This is a genomic window from Helicobacter saguini, from assembly GCF_000762875.2.
In the GTDB taxonomy this organism is placed as follows: Bacteria; Campylobacterota; Campylobacteria; order Campylobacterales; family Helicobacteraceae; genus Helicobacter_A; species Helicobacter_A saguini.
Genome location: NZ_JRMP02000003.1, coordinates 185,840 through 202,517, shown reverse-complemented (window position 1 = coordinate 202,517; position 16,678 = coordinate 185,840). Strand labels below are relative to the sequence as shown.

17 protein-coding genes and 1 rRNA gene are annotated in these 16,678 nt (G+C 34.1%); 14 read left to right on the top strand and 4 right to left on the bottom strand.

Features of this window, described 5'->3' with window-relative positions; genetic code table 11:
- The 9 genes from LS64_RS03135 to LS64_RS03095 form a co-directional block, all read left to right on the top strand.
- A 16S ribosomal RNA gene (locus LS64_RS03135) occupies positions 1 to 65 on the top strand; the annotation flags it as partial.
- A gap of 388 nt (positions 66 to 453) precedes the next feature.
- On the top strand, positions 454 to 1,689 hold the full coding sequence (locus LS64_RS03130) for a glycosyltransferase family 2 protein (protein ID WP_034571700.1): 1,236 nt from the start codon (positions 454 to 456) through the stop codon (positions 1,687 to 1,689).
- Positions 1,682 to 2,653 carry a LicD family protein gene (locus LS64_RS03125; RefSeq protein ID WP_052062465.1) on the top strand — a complete coding sequence of 324 codons (972 nt, stop codon included), beginning with the start codon at positions 1,682 to 1,684 and terminating at the stop codon, positions 2,651 to 2,653. Before LS64_RS03130 ends, LS64_RS03125 begins: the two co-directional genes overlap by 8 nt.
- Positions 2,654 to 2,800 carry a hypothetical protein gene (locus LS64_RS12905; protein ID WP_202391522.1) on the top strand — a complete coding sequence of 49 codons (147 nt, stop codon included), beginning with the start codon at positions 2,654 to 2,656 and terminating at the stop codon, positions 2,798 to 2,800.
- Positions 2,801 to 2,924: 124 nt separating this feature from the next.
- Positions 2,925 to 3,266 (top strand): hypothetical protein, encoded by a 342-nt coding sequence (locus LS64_RS03115; RefSeq protein ID WP_034572945.1) that lies wholly within the window; start codon positions 2,925 to 2,927, stop codon positions 3,264 to 3,266.
- Complete coding sequence (locus tag LS64_RS12900) at positions 3,266 to 3,865, top strand: HAD-IB family phosphatase (RefSeq protein ID WP_034572946.1); 600 nt, start codon at positions 3,266 to 3,268, stop codon at positions 3,863 to 3,865. The genes LS64_RS03115 and LS64_RS12900 overlap by 1 nt, the downstream gene beginning before the upstream one ends.
- Positions 3,838 to 4,470: an NTP transferase domain-containing protein gene (locus LS64_RS12895; RefSeq protein ID WP_034572949.1), complete on the top strand. Its 633-nt coding sequence runs from the start codon at positions 3,838 to 3,840 to the stop codon at positions 4,468 to 4,470. The genes LS64_RS12900 and LS64_RS12895 overlap by 28 nt, the downstream gene beginning before the upstream one ends.
- Complete coding sequence (locus tag LS64_RS03100) at positions 4,471 to 5,085, top strand: aspartate/glutamate racemase family protein (RefSeq protein WP_052062599.1); 615 nt, start codon at positions 4,471 to 4,473, stop codon at positions 5,083 to 5,085.
- Positions 5,086 to 5,111: 26 nt separating this feature from the next.
- Entirely contained in the window at positions 5,112 to 5,903 is a 792-nt protein-coding gene (locus tag LS64_RS03095; RefSeq protein WP_202391523.1) for a class I SAM-dependent methyltransferase, read from the top strand.
- 123 nt (positions 5,904 to 6,026) lie between these two features.
- On the opposite strand, the gene lepB is transcribed toward LS64_RS03095, so the two are convergent.
- Both lepB and purS read right to left on the bottom strand, forming a co-directional pair.
- Positions 6,027 to 6,968, bottom strand: a complete 942-nt coding sequence (gene lepB, locus LS64_RS03090; protein WP_034574767.1) for a signal peptidase I — start codon at positions 6,966 to 6,968, stop codon at positions 6,027 to 6,029.
- 80 nt (positions 6,969 to 7,048) lie between these two features.
- Complete coding sequence (gene purS, locus LS64_RS03085; RefSeq protein ID WP_052062600.1) at positions 7,049 to 7,582, bottom strand: phosphoribosylformylglycinamidine synthase subunit PurS; 534 nt, start codon at positions 7,580 to 7,582, stop codon at positions 7,049 to 7,051.
- 132 nt (positions 7,583 to 7,714) lie between these two features.
- Here purS and flgK point away from each other — a divergent pair, with 132 nt between their 5' ends.
- Positions 7,715 to 9,535, top strand: a complete 1,821-nt coding sequence (flgK, locus tag LS64_RS03080; RefSeq protein ID WP_034572952.1) for a flagellar hook-associated protein FlgK — start codon at positions 7,715 to 7,717, stop codon at positions 9,533 to 9,535.
- Positions 9,536 to 9,553: 18 nt separating this feature from the next.
- Here the strand turns inward: flgK and LS64_RS03075 are convergent, their stop codons facing one another.
- Together LS64_RS03075 and LS64_RS03070 are read right to left on the bottom strand one after the other, a co-directional pair.
- Positions 9,554 to 12,331 (bottom strand): SEL1-like repeat protein, encoded by a 2,778-nt coding sequence (locus LS64_RS03075; RefSeq protein ID WP_034572955.1) that lies wholly within the window; start codon positions 12,329 to 12,331, stop codon positions 9,554 to 9,556.
- Between the two features lie 9 nt (positions 12,332 to 12,340).
- The gene (locus tag LS64_RS03070) at positions 12,341 to 13,072 is read right to left on the bottom strand and encodes an SEL1-like repeat protein (protein ID WP_034572956.1); all 732 of its coding nucleotides are present in this window, start codon (positions 13,070 to 13,072) and stop codon (positions 12,341 to 12,343) included.
- A 127-nt stretch (positions 13,073 to 13,199) separates the two neighbouring features.
- Here LS64_RS03070 and uppS point away from each other — a divergent pair, with 127 nt between their 5' ends.
- The 4 genes from uppS to LS64_RS03050 all read left to right on the top strand — a co-directional run bounded on the left by uppS (position 13,200) and on the right by LS64_RS03050 (position 16,678).
- Positions 13,200 to 13,868: a polyprenyl diphosphate synthase gene (uppS, locus tag LS64_RS03065; protein WP_034572959.1), complete on the top strand. Its 669-nt coding sequence runs from the start codon at positions 13,200 to 13,202 to the stop codon at positions 13,866 to 13,868.
- 66 nt (positions 13,869 to 13,934) lie between these two features.
- A complete protein-coding gene (locus tag LS64_RS03060) occupies positions 13,935 to 14,570 on the top strand; it encodes a MarC family protein (RefSeq protein ID WP_034572962.1) in 636 nt (211 codons plus the stop codon).
- A 9-nt stretch (positions 14,571 to 14,579) separates the two neighbouring features.
- The gene (locus LS64_RS03055; protein WP_034572966.1) at positions 14,580 to 16,436 is read left to right on the top strand and encodes a glutamate ligase domain-containing protein; all 1,857 of its coding nucleotides are present in this window, start codon (positions 14,580 to 14,582) and stop codon (positions 16,434 to 16,436) included.
- Positions 16,433 to 16,678, top strand: coding sequence for a hypothetical protein (locus LS64_RS03050; RefSeq protein WP_034572969.1), 246 nt, complete (start codon positions 16,433 to 16,435; stop codon positions 16,676 to 16,678). Before LS64_RS03055 ends, LS64_RS03050 begins: the two co-directional genes overlap by 4 nt.

The following is a 16,678-nucleotide window of genomic DNA, read 5'->3' as shown; positions in this document are numbered from 1 at the left end:
CAGCGACTGGGGTGAAGTCGTAACAAGGTAACCGTAGGTGAACCTGCGGTTGGATCACCTCCTTTCTAAGAGAATATTAAAACATTCACTTGTTTTAATCAAAATAGATTCTATAATCCTTAGAATCTTTAAAGATTTTTCCCTTTTTTTCTAAGGGCGTTAGAATCTTTTAAATCTTTTTAGAATCTTTTTAGAATCTTGCAAATGTGATTTTGAGTAATATTTATAGAATCTAGATTCTATAAAACCAAAGAATTAAACATATTTAAATCCATTGCTTAGTTTTGAGAGATTGTGTGATTAAATAAATTTCAAATTTACTTTATAGAATCTAAATCTTAATATAAAATTTTGTTATAATGATTGCTTTAAAATTTGAAAGGTAAGATGTATGAAAAATTTAAATTTTGGTGTAATGTTTCCTTTAAAAATATTTAGTATAAATTTCTTTAATTGCGTGACTACGAGAGAGAGAGAGAGAGTAATCACTTAAATTTTAACCAAAGGATAGAATCTAAAAAAGATTCTAAAGAAAATATAGAATCTAACAATAAAGATTCTATAACAAACAATACAAATATCATAAAATCTAGTCTAGATTCTAATAACACGCAAAATATAGAATCTAGCCCCACAGATTCTAAACAAAATATTTTACAAGAGAGCATAGATTCTAAACAAAGCCAAGATTCTATAAAAAACATAGAATCTAATCCAACAATAAGCTTCCTTGTTACCTATCACAATCAAGAAAAGTTTGTCAAAGATAGCCTTGAATCAATTTTAAACCTTGAGATTCCAGCACATTACGAAATCCTTATCGGCGATGATAATTCCAAAGACAACACATTAAAAATTATAGAATCTTATATGGCTAAGCATAAAAATATCCACCTTTATAAAATGCCAAGTGATTACAAAGCCACAAATCCCATACATAGAGCCTCTAAAAATCGACTTAATCTACTACAACACGCTAAAGGCGAATATGTAGTATTTTTAGATGGCGATGATTATTTATGCGATAGATTCTATATACAAAAAGCGCTCATTGCCTTTAAGGAAAATCCGCAAATTATAGCCACTTGCTTTAACTTTAAATACCTAAATACCGATAATACGCAGACGCCAAGTATCATAAATCACGAGCAGGGCATTATAGAATCTAAAATGTATATAAAGTGGTTTTGGTCGCATGTCGGTGCGTTTGTGTTTAAAAATAAGCATTTTAAAGAAAACCTAGCCCTTTTAGAATCTAGCCAAAATTTTGATGATAATCTAATCACACTTTTTATGCTGCAGTTTGGCGATATTTATTACTACAAAGATATTGTTTATACTTACAGGCAAAGTGATTCTAGTATATGGAATAGCGCTAATCCAACGCAGCGGCAAGTTATAAATATGATGGATTATGAAATTATAGGCAGGGTTTTGATAAACAATCCGCAAAGATTCCAAAACGTCCTATTTTTCCGTCAATATGACGCTTTTAAATACTGCTTTAAACATAAAAAGACTTTGCAGGAGGATTTGGGCGAAAAGTATGAAAGCTATGTAAAAGAAAATAAAGAGTTAGGAAATAAAATCGCCCTAAAAATTCTAACCTACAATAAACTAAATATTTTCCAAAAAATCGCATTAAATATTTGGTTTTTTTACAAGAAAAAAAGGAGAAAAAGTGAATAAATTACAAAGAAAACTACTAGATATAGCAAAAGTGTATAAAGAAGTGTGTGAAAAGCATAATCTAGCTTATCAAATGTATGGCGGGACGCTTCTTGGCGCTGTGCGACACAAAGGCTTTATTCCGTGGGACGATGATATTGATTTTATTATGCCAAGAAGTGATTACAATAGATTATTAGAGCTTTTTAAAGCTGATAAAAATCTTTTTGGGCAGAATCTAAACTTGCGTTATATAGGTGATGGCAGCCGCTATTACTATCCATTTTACAAGTTAGAGGATGTGAATACTACGCAGTGTGCGGAGCTTAGTCCTTATGGTTATTTGTCTTATGAGATACAAGGAATCAATATTGATATTTTCCCTGTGGGCTATTTTACGCAAGATAATCTAAGAAAAATGCTAAAGTATTACTCACGCGCATTTTGGTATATTTTCCATAGGACATTTATGCCTTATTATAAGCCTGTGATTAATAAAAAGGGTATAAAAAGATTCTATAAAGAGCTAAAAAATAAGATTTTGTATAGCAATAATGTTATTAGTGCGTATTTGATAAGGCATTATAGAGATGTGATTGTGCGGGATTTACCGCGTTTTGAATCTAGCTTTGAAATTGCAGAGTGTATTGCTAGTCCATTTACTTGCTGTGTTCTTAATAAATTAGTTTGTTTGCCAAAAGATTTATTTATAGATTCTATAAATCTGCCTTTTGAAGATACGGAGTTTGCCGCACCAAAGGAGTGGGATAATGCTTTGAAAATTGTCTTTAATGACTATATGACAATCCCACCAGAGAGTGAGCGAGAAATCCATGACTGCGGATATAGAAATTTTAATTTGCCTTATCAAAACTACGATTTTAAAGACTATATCTATTTTCCCATTGACAAAGTCGCCTACCCAGACAACACGCAAATTGTAGAGTATATAGAATCTAAGATAGAATCTAAAGGCGTGAAATAAATGAAAAAAGTTATTACTTATGGGACATTTGATTTACTACATTATGGGAATATAAATTTGCTTAAAATATCTATGGTTATTAAGAGCGATTTATCTAACAATATATATAAATACAAACGGGGGGGGGGGGGTAACAACCTTAGTTAATCTTTATAAGATTTTATTATTTATAGAATCTAGATTCTATTTTTTTATCGACGTTGTTAGTAAAAGTTGCAGTTGCAAAGTTTGCTTTAATCTTAAAAAAGGGTGGCAGGGTGGGAATAGATTAATGCAAACTTTGCAACTGCAACTTTTGTATTTTAGATTCTATAAAATCTTACTTATTTTAATATATTACATAACATATAAATATTTAGATTCCCTATCGCCCACCCACCACCATTTTATTAAAAATATAGATTCTATAAATCCTAAAAAGTTCGTCCAAAATCTTACTTTTATAGAATCTAAATTACAAGAAATTTCGCAGAGTTTTCTTGTCTTACAATCTATTCCCACCCTGCCACCCATTTTTAAGATTAAAAGACAAGAAAACCCTGCGAAATTTTTAGAATCTAAAAACCAAACGCCCACCATTTCAAATAAATCAAAACATAAAGGAGCAAAGTAATGGCTAAGTTTATTTTCGATTTAGATGGCACTATTACAAAAGAAGAGACCCTGCCAAAGATTGCAAGTCACTTTAATTTGCAAGACAAAATAGATAATCTTACAAAAGAGACAATCAAAGGAAATATCCCATTTATAGAATCTTTTATAAGACGTATCCATATTTTAAGCCAAGTAAATATCAGTGAAATATCTAACCTACTAGAAAACACAACGCTATATACAAAGCTACTAGATTTTATCCACACTAACCCACAGCACTGCATTATCGCTACACAGAATCTAAGCTGCTATATTGATAAGCTACTCCAAAAGATAGGCTGCTGCTATTACTCAAGCAGCGCTATTACAAAGGATGATAAAGTGGTAAAAATAAAAGAGATTCTAAAAAAAGAGAATATTGTAAAGCACTACAAAGACTTAGGAGAAAAAGTAGTCTTTATAGGTGATGGTAATAATGATGTGGAGGCTATGCGGCTAGCTAATATTTCTATTGCAAGTGGGCTTACGCACACGCCGGCAAATAGCGTATTAAGCATTGCAGATTATTTAGTATTAAGCGAGGAGGCATTATGTCGTCAGTTAAATCAGTTGTTATAAGTTGCGCTGGTATAGGTTCAAGGCTAGGCTTAGCCAAAACAAAGGCATTAATAAATATCAAGGGTAAAAGCCTAATTGCTTGGCAGTTAGAATCTTTGCAAGATATGCAAGATATACGCATAGTAGTAGGCTATCAAGCAAAAGATGTGATAGATGAGGTAAGCAAAATTAGAAAAGATGTGATATTTGTCTATAATCACAACTATTTTGATACAAAAACAGCGGCAAGTTATTACTTGGGTGCAAAAGATGGGAATGAATACGCCATTGAACTTGATGGAGACTTATTAGTGCATAGAGATGATATGGCTATGCTTTTAAAGCAAGATGGCGAGTGGATAGCCTATGCTAATAAGCAATCAAGCGATGGAATCTTATGTGATATAAATGCTAAAGGCGAAGTAATATCCTTTGGTAATAAAAATGCGCCTTTTGAATGGACAGGTCCTTGCTGTTTAAGAAAAGATAGAATCAAATTTCTAACTAGCAATGTATATAATCAATTAGAATCTTACCTACCTATGCGTGGTATAAAAATTAGGGCGTGTGATATAGATACGTATGAAGATTACGCAAAAGCACTAGAGTTTATAAAGGAGTGGTAAATGAGTAAGATTATAGGCGTTATAGGTGGGGCTGGAGTGGCTGCTACAAATAAATTATGCGAATTAATTGAAATAGATATAACAAAAAATGGTGCGTATAGAGATTCTCACCATATAGAAATGATTATATATCAAGCAAGTCAAAGTCCATCAAGGAGTATGTATTTAGAAGGTCGTGGGGAAAGCTTTATAGAAAGCTACATTGATATAGCTAAAAAGTTAGAATCTTGCGGGGCGCAGATTCTATGTATGTGTTGTAATACCGCACATTTTGCTATTGATATAATACAAAAGGAAGTAAATATTAAAATGATAAATCTAATAAAAGAAATTGTGTTGCGTGTTAAAGATTGCAAAGTCGTAGGACTAATTGCAAGTGATGGTTGTTTAAAAGGAAAAGTATATGAAAAATATTTTGAAACTTATGCACCAGATATAAAAATTATCTATCCAGATTCTAAATATCAAAAATTAGTTACTAAAGGAATTTGCAATATTAAAAATATTCATCGTTTTGATAAATTAGATTCTAAAAATAATCCTACTTTTATATTTAAAAAAGTGGTAAAACATCTTAAGGCTAAAATACGTAACACATACGGGGGGGGGGGGTAAATGACTTAGATTCTATAAATGCTCCCTTGAAAAAAGGGCAGGGTGATTGTGATTACAAGATTATCATAGGCTGCACTGATATTAGAGTTAGCTTTTATGATAAAGACGTGTTAGATAGTTTGGAAGTGTTAAAAGATTTAGTTATTGAATCTAGTGAAATAAAAAAGGAAAAAGATATGACTAATAAACAAGCATTAGAGTTTTTTAAAGACTTAGCTAGTCGCGATAGCTCTAAAGATTCAGTGAAATTAGGAGCTAAAAGTGATTTTACAAACTTTGACGTGGCATTTTTATGTGATAAGATTCTAAGCTTAGATTCTAATATCTTAGAGCTAGGAAGTGGCACAGGGCTAGTAACAAATAAGATTTATGATAAGGTAAAAAGTATTGTGGCCTTAGAAAAATTTAGTGAATTTAGTCGCCATATTATTAAAGATTCTAAAGTGAAAATTATAAATGAAGATATTTTTGATTTTAATATAGAATCTAGATTTGATGCTATTTTAGCCTTTGGCTTTATGCACTATTTTAATGAAAGTGAAGCTAAAATCATTTATAAAAAATGCTTTAAGTGGCTAAAAAGTAGCGGAAAATTAGTAGTGAAAAATCAATTTGGCTTAAAGCAAGATGTAACGATTGAAGAATTTAGCAAAGAGCAAAATAGAGAATATTACTCGCAATATAGACTGCTAGATAAAGAAATGCAGATTCTAAAATATATAGGCTTTAAAGATATAAAATCAGTTGATATTTATCCAAAAGAGTGTAATAGATGGGATAACACGCACTTTTACGCCCTAATCGCACAAAAGCCATAGAATCTAGATTTGTAATTCATATTCAAAGCATTCATTTTGGCTTGGAAAAATATTTACATAATGCAGATTGAGATATAACGCAACAAAAGTGAAAAATAGCGGATTTATACGCACCCAAAGTTTCTACTCCGCTAAGACCTCGATGCACGGATTTTCGCTGTAATAGCGGCATTCGCCCTCATATTCACGCGCCATATTTTGTAGCGTTGTAATGCTAGAAAAGATTCTATCCCATCGCAACACGTAGCGATTTTTAGGCTCATTAAACGCGTCAGCCTCAACGCTTCCTTGCAGTGTAAGACTAAGATAGCTAAACCACGGCGTGCCAACGATTTTAGCATAAGGCACAGAGCCCCAGAAACGCGAGTCCTCGCTATTATCGCGATTATCACCGACCATAAAAAAGCTATCAGGCTCAATCTCTTTGTAAAAAAGCAGCTCACCATTCTCAAATCGCGGCTGCATCGCTATTCCATGCGTGTGGATGCTATGATTATCACTCCCCAAAGCAAGCCGCCGCTTCATAATCTCAAAGCTATTTAGTGGCATAATATTATACCCCACCTCGCCGTAGTGAATGCCCTTAAACTCGCGTGAATAAGGCTCTTTGACATACATCTCACCAAAAAAATACCGCGTATAATAATCCTTAAAATGCTCCTTGATGTAGCCATCGCCCTCAAAGGGTCGCAGATACATTCCATCACGCGCGAAAATGACCTTGTCACCGCCATTTGCAAAGTTTCGCTTGACAAAATATTGCTTATCTTCACCTGGCGGATTAAAGACCACAATGTCGCCCCTTTTTGGTCGCTCACCATCAATCAAATGCCCATTGCCACGAAAATCAGGCAAGATTCTAACCTCAATCCAAGGGATTTTCGGCAAAATAATGCCATAAGAAAACTTTTTGACAAAAAGCATATCACCCTCAAAAAGTGTGCCAACCATCGAACGTGACGGGATTACGAAGCCTTGTGCGATAAAAAAAACCACAAATAGCACAATGATAATCGCACCCGTCCAACTGGTAGCAAAGTTTGATAAAGCCTTTAAGAATTTCATTTCCGCCCTTTCTATATTATAAAATGTAGATTCTAATACAGAATCTAATTTAGATTCTAAAAAACGCAAAATTATAGAATCTATTTTCCCTTTTTCCACTCTAGCTTTCGCACAAAATAATCATATAAAGTCTGCACAGAAATTTTTATTCCATAAGCCGTATTTATCGCCTTTGCAAGTGTTGGGAAGCCTATGTCATTTTGATATTTTAACGCTTTTAATTTATCACTTATAGAATCTAAAAACTCATCATATTTATGTGCTCTGCCACGTTTTTTAGGCGTTTTTTTCTTAGGTTTAGCTCGAGTTTTAGCACTAGATTCTATGTTAGATTCCATATTAGATTCTATAACCTTAGCACTTTTTTTAGAATCTTCTATGCTTATAATATAGTCTTCAATAATAGGATTAGCTAACAGCTCTTTACACATAGAATCTAGCTTTTTAAAGGCATCATTTTTGCTTTTAGATTCTATACTTATATAAATTTTTTTATTAAGTTGCAAATCATTTACGCTAAATTGCAAACTTTGCAAGGCTTGTAAAATCGCCTTTGCTTCGGGGTTTAGGACATCTTTTCTAGTGGATATTTCAATTTGAGCCTTAAAAAGCATAAAATTCCTTTGTGTAAAAAATAAATCGTAATTATAGAATCTTTTTTTCAATAAAAAAAGTAAAAATACATAAATTTTTGGAACAAAATTAGCATATAACTTCGTTATTAAAATATGTTTTAGGATAGAAAAATGGGCGGTATATTATCATCATTAAACACTAGCACGACAGGCTTGCACGCACATCAGCTAATGGTGGATGTCACAGGGAATAACATTGCAAATGCAAGTAACGAGTTTTACACACGCCAAAGAGTGATTGCGCATCCTGAAAAGCCCTTGTATTACCCAGATTACAATTTAGGTCGCGGTATTAGCGTGGATGCGATACAGCGGCTGCATGATGAGTTTGTGTTTTCAAGGTATTCTAAGGCTGCTACTGAGCATAACTTTTTTGATGAAGAGTTTAGGACACTAAGAGAAGCTAGTACATTTTTCCCAGATGTTGAGGGCGTGGGGATTTATAACGATTTAGAGGAGTATTTTAACTCATGGAAAGATATTGCTAAAAATCCAAATGATACAGCTCAAAAGCAAGTCTTGGCGAAAAATGCAATGATTTTAGCAAGAAATCTAAATGATACGAAAGAAAAGCTAGTAATCTTGCAACGCAAGAAAAGCGAGGAGCTAGAAGCACAAATCTATGATGCAAATAAGCTAGGCGGACAAATCGCTGAAATCAATCGCAAAATGAAAGAAATGGAAGATTCACTAACTTTAAAACAAGCAAATGAGTTGCGTGATAGACGAGATGAACTTGAATTTCGCCTAAGAGAGATTCTAGGTGGAAATGTATTTAAAAGTAAGCTAAAGGCAAATAACCTTGTAGGTAGCCAAGATGCCGACTTTGATGAGGATTACACATTTACTATCGGGCATGGATTTTCTATGATTGATGGGGCAAATTTCCATCCCATTATCATTGATAAAACAAATAATGCTGCTGGGCTAAATCGCTTGTATATCCGCGGTTACGACTTTAAGGATAAAGATATTACCGATAAAATGGATGAAGGGCATGTTGGCGCATTAATTGATTTGTATAATAATGGCTATGAAGGCACGAAAGTGGGTAAATTGCAACAATATATGAATTTGCTAGATAGCTTTGCACGCGGTCTTATAGAATCTACAAATACGATTTACGCGCAAAGTGGGACCGAAGAGATTAAAAGCGACATTTTGCAGCTGCAAAAAAATGAAGCCTTGCGTGATACGAATTACAACATTAAAACGGGTAAATTTACCCTTTATGCGTATAACGCAAATGGGCAGGTTTTGGCGGAAAAAGTGATTACCATTGATGTGCCTACGACTATGCATGATATTGTAAAGCAAATTAATGCAAACACTGATGATAACAACAATAACAATGCGTTGGATGACTTTGATGACTATTTTCAGGCGTATTTTAGCGATGAAAGTAAGCAGTTTAAGATTATCTCAAAATCGCCAAGTAAAGGGCTTTATGTGGGCTTAAAAGATGATGGGACAAATTTTACAGGGGCATTTGGTGTAAATCGCTTTTTTAGCGGCTGGGATGCTAGTAGCATTAATTTGGAGTATGAATATCGTAAAGATTCTACCAAAATCCGCCCGTGGCTAATGCCTGTGGATGGGAACTTTGATGTGGCAAATATGATGCAGCAGCTGCAGTATGATGAAGTTGAGTTTTATCAAAATAAGCTTGATAAAAAATATATGAAGCTAAATGAATTTTATCAATTTACAACAGGCGCGGTAGCTAATCAAACTCAAGAAGTAAAAATCACGCTAGATACGAAAAAAAGTGTGCTAGAAGCAGTCAAAAAAGAACACCTAGCCATCTCACAAGTAAGCGTAGATGAGGAAATGGTAAATCTTATCAAATTTCAAGGTGGCTACGCTGCAAACGCTAAGGTTATCACTACAATCGATAGAATGATAGAAACCTTGCTTGGGATAAAGCAGTAGATTCTAGAATCTAGAATGCTATAAACTACTTAAACACACATTATATTTTTCACTATTTATTTGATTATCTTCTGTGGTTTTGCAAGCAAGATTCAGGTATTTCCTGGCGGATTCTATGTTGTTTATTGATTTTTCGTATTCATAGAGTTTTAGGCAGGATTGAAAATCTGGTGACGCATTAAAAGAAGTGCCAAAAGAGTTTTCGCGCGAACGTGTTGAATCTAAAGAAGCTTTCAAAGGGCAGGCTTTTTTGTAAAAGTCGCGGGCTACGCCGCTATCTTTATAGAATCCTAGTCCTAATTCGTGCATTCTCCCAGCAGCATTCAAATTGCGTGGCGAGTTTGTTAGCGTGTAGATTCTATATGCGTTTGCGTAGTTCTGCACCAAGCCCACGCTTTGCCCATTTACAGGGCTTTTCCCGCCTACTTCATAAATTTTTGCTAAGAAAAAATAATCATTTGGCAAGTTTCGTTTATAAATTCCCTTATAAGTTTTTAGCACAAAATCATAGTTTTTTAGCTCAAAATTTGCCGCGATTAGCAAATCTAGGGCATCGCTGTCATTGCTATTTTTAAAGCCCTGCAGTGCTAAAACAACATTTTCATACTCTTTATTTTCAAAGGCATTTTTAGCATAAATTTTGCAAATATTTTCAATTTTTTCTCGCGATGGACCTTGAAAATCAGCAAGATTTAAACATATATTTTTTTGCAAAATACTGCGTGTCTCGCTACTTAATTTAGATTCTAAATAATTGTTATTAAACACCGCTACACACGCATTTTTAAGCCCATTTCTACATGAGTAAATATACAAAATCTTAGCTGCATTTTGATGATTTAAATTACTTGAGCTTGAGCTGAAACTAGCCTTAGAATCTTTAGAATCTGCTTTCAATCCTAAAAGCGAATTTACATCATTATTATTTATCTTAATATTTTTAAAAAATCTAGATTCTAAACTTAGCACATTTGCTAACTCAAAACACTCGCTAAAATCGCCACCACGACACGCATTTACAATATCTTTATTAATAATTGCCCCGCTAACTTTGCGTCCCGTAAAATTTGCCACCACGCCACACGCCGAAGTTACGCCACTTTGACACGCGCTATCAATCTGTCGCAAAATACTCGCATAATCTAAAACGCCATCATAAATATCATTATTTGAGTAAAGATTCACTAAATTTATATAAATTTCTTTTTTAAACGCCGCATTTGCATTATTAGAATCATTAGAATCTAAGCTAACTTGCCCTAAGATTTTATTATAAATGCTAATCGCCCTATTTATATTTGTAGGAGAATTAGCAAGGGAATTTGCAAGGGCTAGACAGGCTTTTAAGCTATTTTCTTTATCACAAGATTTTTGAAAATAAGTATTAGCAAGATTAGAATCTTTATCATATTTTTCAATCATATTTGCTAGTTTTTCACACGCCTTTCCACCTTTAGAAACAAAATTAGAATCTAAACGCGTAGCATTATCACAGGCATATTGATAGCCTTCCTTTGCCTTAGCAATATTTGGCTTTGAGCCTTGCAAGTAGCCATCTGCGGCGATTTCACACATTTGCGAACTGCTTAAATTTTTATTTTTGATAGCCCAGCTACACGACCTTTGAGCGTAGCTATTTGCCTTTTGCTCATCGCTACTTGCATAGCTTTCATACAAATCATTGCAAGATTCTATAATCCCGCCCTTGCATAGCTTTTGTAGGTATTTAATCTTGCGTTTTGGCTGCGAAAAAATGGCTAAATCTTTCAAAGCATAGCAGCTATTTAAATCGCCACTATCGCAAGCCAAGCTTAAAAACTCAGCCCTATTACTTTTTACCTTACCACAGGCTTTCATATTAGAATCTTTTAAACACGCTTTCGCATTTGCAAGTTGATAAATGCTATTTTCACAAAGCTTTTCAGCCCTTAAACAGCCCTTTTGCAAATACTGCCCAGATTTTACAAAATCAATTTTATCCCAAATATCATATCGTTTTTGCTTTTCTTCACGGCTTAAACCATCGATATTTTGCGAGCTTGTATAAAAATCTTGCGTATAAAAATATGCTACCTTAAAACACGCCAAAGCTTCGCCTTTATCGCACTCTTGACTTAAAACAAACACCTTAGATTCTATCTCTTTTAAATAATTTGGATATTTATCAAGTAAAAAGCAAGAATCATTTACGCCAAGCATACAATTTTGCGTAGCAAATTCTAGCGCCATCGTTAAAAGCCTTGCAGCCTTTGGCGTATTTTTCGCCATTGCGATGCCATTTTCATTATAATAACTTAAAATCAAACAAGCCGAGATATTAGAATCATTAAAACAGCTAGATTCTAAAAGCGGCACGGCTTTTTCTTTGAATGCAATAGCCTTTTTTTCATCACTGCTAACTTGCGTCTCCACTAAGTCTTTTGCTAGATTTTTATGCTCTTTTGAAATATTTATAGAATCTAGCAAGTTTAAAAGCAATTCTTGCTGTTTTAAATCTTTAGAATCATACAAATTTGCTAACACCAAACACGAGTTATAATCCCTTTTACACGCAGAATCTAAAATGGTTAGAATCTTATTTTCGAACACCTTAGCATTTTTAGAATCTTTATTAGAATCTGCTTCAAATTTTAAAGCGATACATTTTGGGATATACCCTTCATCGCATTCATTTATCATTTCACTTGAATACGCATTTAGCCATTTAAAAGCCGCTAAAAAGCCAAGCATAAATATTAATTTTAAAAAGATTCTAATTTTTTCATTATATGTTACATCCATCAAAAACCACCGCATTTTTCTCTCCTAAGGATTCAGTATAGAATCTAGCTCATATTTGTAGCAATATACCTTATTTGCCTTACATGCAAAGTCGTAGTAATATGCAGCCTTTTGCTTATCTTTTGGTATTTTAGAATCTATTTTGCCATTTGCAAAGGCATCGCCCACAGCCCCGCACACTTGCAATTTACTAGCACCCCTGCCGCTTAGATTATCATACTCTTTTATTGCGTCATTGCACTCACTTAGCATTTCTAAGTCATTATTTACCATATATTTTTCTTGAAATTCAGCGGCAATTTTGCATTTAGAATCTGCGCTAAGTTTGCATATTTTTTGTAGTATTGTAAGCACTTCTAGCTTTTGGCTTTGAGCCGCATTAAAGCTTATATTTTGCTCTAAAATTTGTGCTAATTTTTTACAAGATTCTAAGCTATTATTTTCACAAGCCTTTTTGTAAATTTCTAACTTTTCATTTGTATCGCCGTGCTGATTTAAAGAAAGGCAAGATTCTAAAATGTCATTTTGACAGGCAAGTTGCAAGTATTTTTTGGCTTCATTTTGATTTGGCAAGACTTGAAAGCCGCTTAAATACGATAATCCTAAGTAGTAACAGCCCTTAAAATCCTTTCGTTTGCACTGCAGTGAAAATGAATTAAAGTCGCCATATTTTGCTAAATCTTTAGAATCTAAACTAGATTCTACACCAAATAAAACGCCATAAAAAATAAAAAACAATATCGCAAATCTCGCCATAAAAAATCCCATAAAAATAAAACTGAAAAATAAAAATCTAATTATACACGCATTTATTATAAGTTTTCATTTAGATTCTAAAATAATAGCTACTAAGTTGTGGTTTTGACACGCAAAAGGGAGAAAAATGAATACTTTGGGGCATCTAGCAGTCGTTATGGACGGCAATAGACGATGGGCTAGAAAGAATGGAATCTTGGAAAAAATCGGCTACTTGCACGGCACAAAAACGATACAAAAAATTATCGAAGTCTGCATTGATGAGGGCATAAAAAATCTTACGCTTTTTGCCTTTAGCACGGAGAATTGGCAGCGTCCAAAAGATGAGGTTGAGTATATTTTTAATTTGTTTGAAAAATATTTGGATAGTAGTCTTGATAGTTTTATGAAAAATGATGTGAGATTCCGTGCTATAGGGGATTTGAGCAAGTTAGATTCTAAGTTGCTTAGTAAGATTAAGGGCTTTGAATCTAAGACTTTGGAAAATACGCGGCTTTGCGTGAATGTGGCGATAAGTTACGGGGCAAAAGATGAGATAGTTCGCGCTGTGCGGCGTGTTTTGGAGAAAGGCTTGGAGGTAAATGAGGCAAATATTCAGGCGAATTTGGATTTAAGCGAAGATGTGGATTTGCTACTTCGTGTGGGGAATGCCAAACGCATTTCAAATTTCTTGCTTTGGCAGTGCGCTTATGCGGAGATTTTCTTTAGTGATACGCTATTTCCCGGGCTTACAAAAAGGGAATTTAAACGCATTATAAAAGACTTTAAAAGCCGCAAACGCACTTTTGGGAAGTAAGAAAAAATATTCTTACAATTTTTGCTAAAATTCCCTTTGAAAATACATAAAATTTTAAGGACAAAAATGTTTAGCGAGATAGAATCTGATTTGCACGCGGTAATGCTAGCCGCAGTCGCCTTAATCGCGGTGCTAAACCCCTTTGGCAACCTGCCGCAATTTATCGCAATGACTGAAGGCTTAGATACGCAAACGCGCAAAAAACTTTTCAAAAACATCGTTATTACCGCGTTTTTCATCGTGTTTATTTTCCTTCTTAGCGGCTCATTTATTATGAATTTTTTATTCCGCGTAAGCCTTGATGATGTGCGTGTGGCTGGGGGTTTGATACTGATTGTAATGAGCCTTAAGGGGCTACTTTTTTCATCGGCTACGCAGGATTTTAGCCACTATAAAAACCTTGAGTTTGACGAGCTTTTCAAGCGCACGATTATCCCTATGGCGTTTCCTATGCTGGTGGGTCCTGGGACGCTTGCGACTGTGATTGTGATAGCGGAGGATAAGTCGATGGTAATCGCTATTGCTTCGGTATTTGCGGCGTTTTTGTTTCTTTTTGTGTTGTTTTATTTTGCGGCGATGATTGAGCGGATTTTGGGCAAACTTGTGCTTTATATTTTTTCACGAATCGCGTTAGTGTTTATCATTGCGATGGGGACTCGTATGATAATTGCGGGCTTTAAAGGTATGGGAGTTTTGCATTAGGAGAATTTTATGCAGGAAAAAGTTATAAATATCATAGGTTATGGAATCACAAATACGGCAATTGTCAAACTTTTAAATGCAAATGATATAAAATGTAAAATTTTTGATGATAGGTTTGTTGATTTTGTGGAATCTAATCGCGGAGATTCTAAAGATTCTAAAAGAGTTACAGAATCTAGAACTTTTATAGAATCTAATTCGCGTGATATTAACGAATATTTACCGCTTAAAAATGTAACTAAAAATTATGAAAACTTAAGCATTATTAGCCCCGGGATTAGCCCACAAACCCCTGCTTTGCGGCATTTCACAAATATTATTAGCGAGTATGATTTTATCTTTTTGCTTTTGGAATTTTTGGGGCGTAAAGTTTTTAGCGTGTGGATTAGCGGGACAAATGGCAAGACGACTACGACTGAAATGACGGCTTTAATGATGAATGCAACTGATGGCGTAACAAAAAGTGGTGGCAATATCGGCACACCACTTGCAACGCTATTTACGCAGGATTTTGGGAGTGATTTTAGTGCGATTTTGCGTGAAAATGCTAGTGATTCTAATGACTCTATGGAATCTAAGGCGAGTTTTAACCTAGAGTCTTTCCTAAAATTTATCAATAATCGCTCAAAACACAATGTTTTTTTGCAAGATTCTAAAACGCAGGTAACTTTTTGTAACAATCATAAGGTGTATGAAATCGTGCAAAATTGCCAAGATTCTATAGAATCTAAAAACCCCAAAAAGAAAAAAACAACCACGCTAAAATGGGTATTAGAGACTAGTTCCTTTGCCCTGCATTATACAAATTATGCCCTGCCAAATGTGTATATTTTGCTCCCGCTTAGCCAAGACCATATTAGTTGGCATACAGGCTTTGATTCTTATATTAGCGATAAATTGAAGCCAACTATTTTAGCAAATTATTCTAAAAATCCTAAGTCATATTTTGCCATAATTCCAAAAGAGCTAACTTTTTTAGAATCTAATAAAGAAATTTTAGCTAACTTTAAGGGAAATTTGCTGCTTTATGAAAACTCAAATGATTTAATTGCGTTTTTAAAGCAAGATTCTAAGCTAGATTCTAAGATTTTGGAGCTAAAAACGCTTTTTAAAGAGCCTTTTTTGCTTGATTTTACCTTGAGCGCCGCGGGGCTAAAATTTGCAAATGTGCCTTACAATATAGATTCTATAAAAAGCTATAAAATAGGTAACTATCGAATGCAAGAAGTTAGTAAAAATGGAATTTTATTCATAAATGATTCTAAAGGGACAAACCCGCACGCAGTCCTTGCTGCCCTGCAAACTTACGCAAAATACGCCATTTATTTGATTTTAGGAGGCGATGCAAAGGGCGCTAGTTTAGCAATGCTTTATCCTTTTTTAAAGGAAAACAAAGTAAAAGTTTTTTGCATAGGCATTGATGGAGTAAAAATAAATAAAGAGTGCGTTAATTTCGGTATTTCAAGCACTTATTGCGAAACTTTAGAAAACGCAATGCACGCAATTTTTAATCAAATAAATTATGATTTTCCTAACTTTATAGAATCTAACAATACAAATTCCCCCACCTTTGCAAAAGACTCAGTTTTTAGCCCCCCTCCCTTGCGGAGGGGGGTTGGGGGGTGGGTAAAAAACACTGAATCTAATTTGCAAGATTCTAAAATCATAAAATCTAAAAATATAGATTCCAAAAAAGATTCCATAGAATCTAATAGCAAAAAAAATAAAAAACAACCTCAAAAATTACCTGTTATAATGCTATCTCCAGCGTGTGCTAGCCTTGACCAATACAAATCCTACAAAGACCGCGGCGACTCATTTAACGCCTTAATCGAGCAAATTTTCGCAAAAAAGGAGCAAAAATGAATGACAACAACTTAGAACAATTAGATAATGAAATACAAAAATTAATGAAAAAAAGCAGTGCATTGCAAAATAAAATAAAAAAAGAAAATATCACAATTGACACGGACATCGAAACAATCAAAAAAAGATTCAAAGCTGTAGATGAAATAGCAAACGAATTATCAAATAAAATAGAAAAAGCAAGCAAAATAATGCTAGAAGAAATGAACGAGCTAGAACACGAAATAAAAAGTGCACCCTAG

What these genes read in the sequence shown, in the direction of transcription:
- LS64_RS12905 (WP_202391522.1), top strand. Translation starts at nt 2,654, where the DNA reads ATGAAAAAAGTTATTACTTATGGGACATTTGATTTACTACATTATGGG.
- LS64_RS03115 (WP_034572945.1), top strand. Translation starts at nt 2,925, where the DNA reads ATGCAAACTTTGCAACTGCAACTTTTGTATTTTAGATTCTATAAAATC.
- LS64_RS12900 (WP_034572946.1), top strand. Translation starts at nt 3,266, where the DNA reads ATGGCTAAGTTTATTTTCGATTTAGATGGCACTATTACAAAAGAAGAG.
- LS64_RS12895 (WP_034572949.1), top strand. Translation starts at nt 3,838, where the DNA reads ATGTCGTCAGTTAAATCAGTTGTTATAAGTTGCGCTGGTATAGGTTCA.
- LS64_RS03100 (WP_052062599.1), top strand. Translation starts at nt 4,471, where the DNA reads ATGAGTAAGATTATAGGCGTTATAGGTGGGGCTGGAGTGGCTGCTACA.
- lepB (WP_034574767.1), bottom strand. Translation starts at nt 6,968, where the DNA reads ATGAAATTCTTAAAGGCTTTATCAAACTTTGCTACCAGTTGGACGGGT.
- purS (WP_052062600.1), bottom strand. Translation starts at nt 7,582, where the DNA reads ATGCTTTTTAAGGCTCAAATTGAAATATCCACTAGAAAAGATGTCCTA.
- flgK (WP_034572952.1), top strand. Translation starts at nt 7,715, where the DNA reads ATGGGCGGTATATTATCATCATTAAACACTAGCACGACAGGCTTGCAC.
- LS64_RS03075 (WP_034572955.1), bottom strand. Translation starts at nt 12,331, where the DNA reads ATGCGGTGGTTTTTGATGGATGTAACATATAATGAAAAAATTAGAATC.
- LS64_RS03070 (WP_034572956.1), bottom strand. Translation starts at nt 13,072, where the DNA reads ATGGCGAGATTTGCGATATTGTTTTTTATTTTTTATGGCGTTTTATTT.
- uppS (WP_034572959.1), top strand. Translation starts at nt 13,200, where the DNA reads ATGAATACTTTGGGGCATCTAGCAGTCGTTATGGACGGCAATAGACGA.
- LS64_RS03060 (WP_034572962.1), top strand. Translation starts at nt 13,935, where the DNA reads ATGTTTAGCGAGATAGAATCTGATTTGCACGCGGTAATGCTAGCCGCA.
- LS64_RS03055 (WP_034572966.1), top strand. Translation starts at nt 14,580, where the DNA reads ATGCAGGAAAAAGTTATAAATATCATAGGTTATGGAATCACAAATACG.
- LS64_RS03050 (WP_034572969.1), top strand. Translation starts at nt 16,433, where the DNA reads ATGAATGACAACAACTTAGAACAATTAGATAATGAAATACAAAAATTA.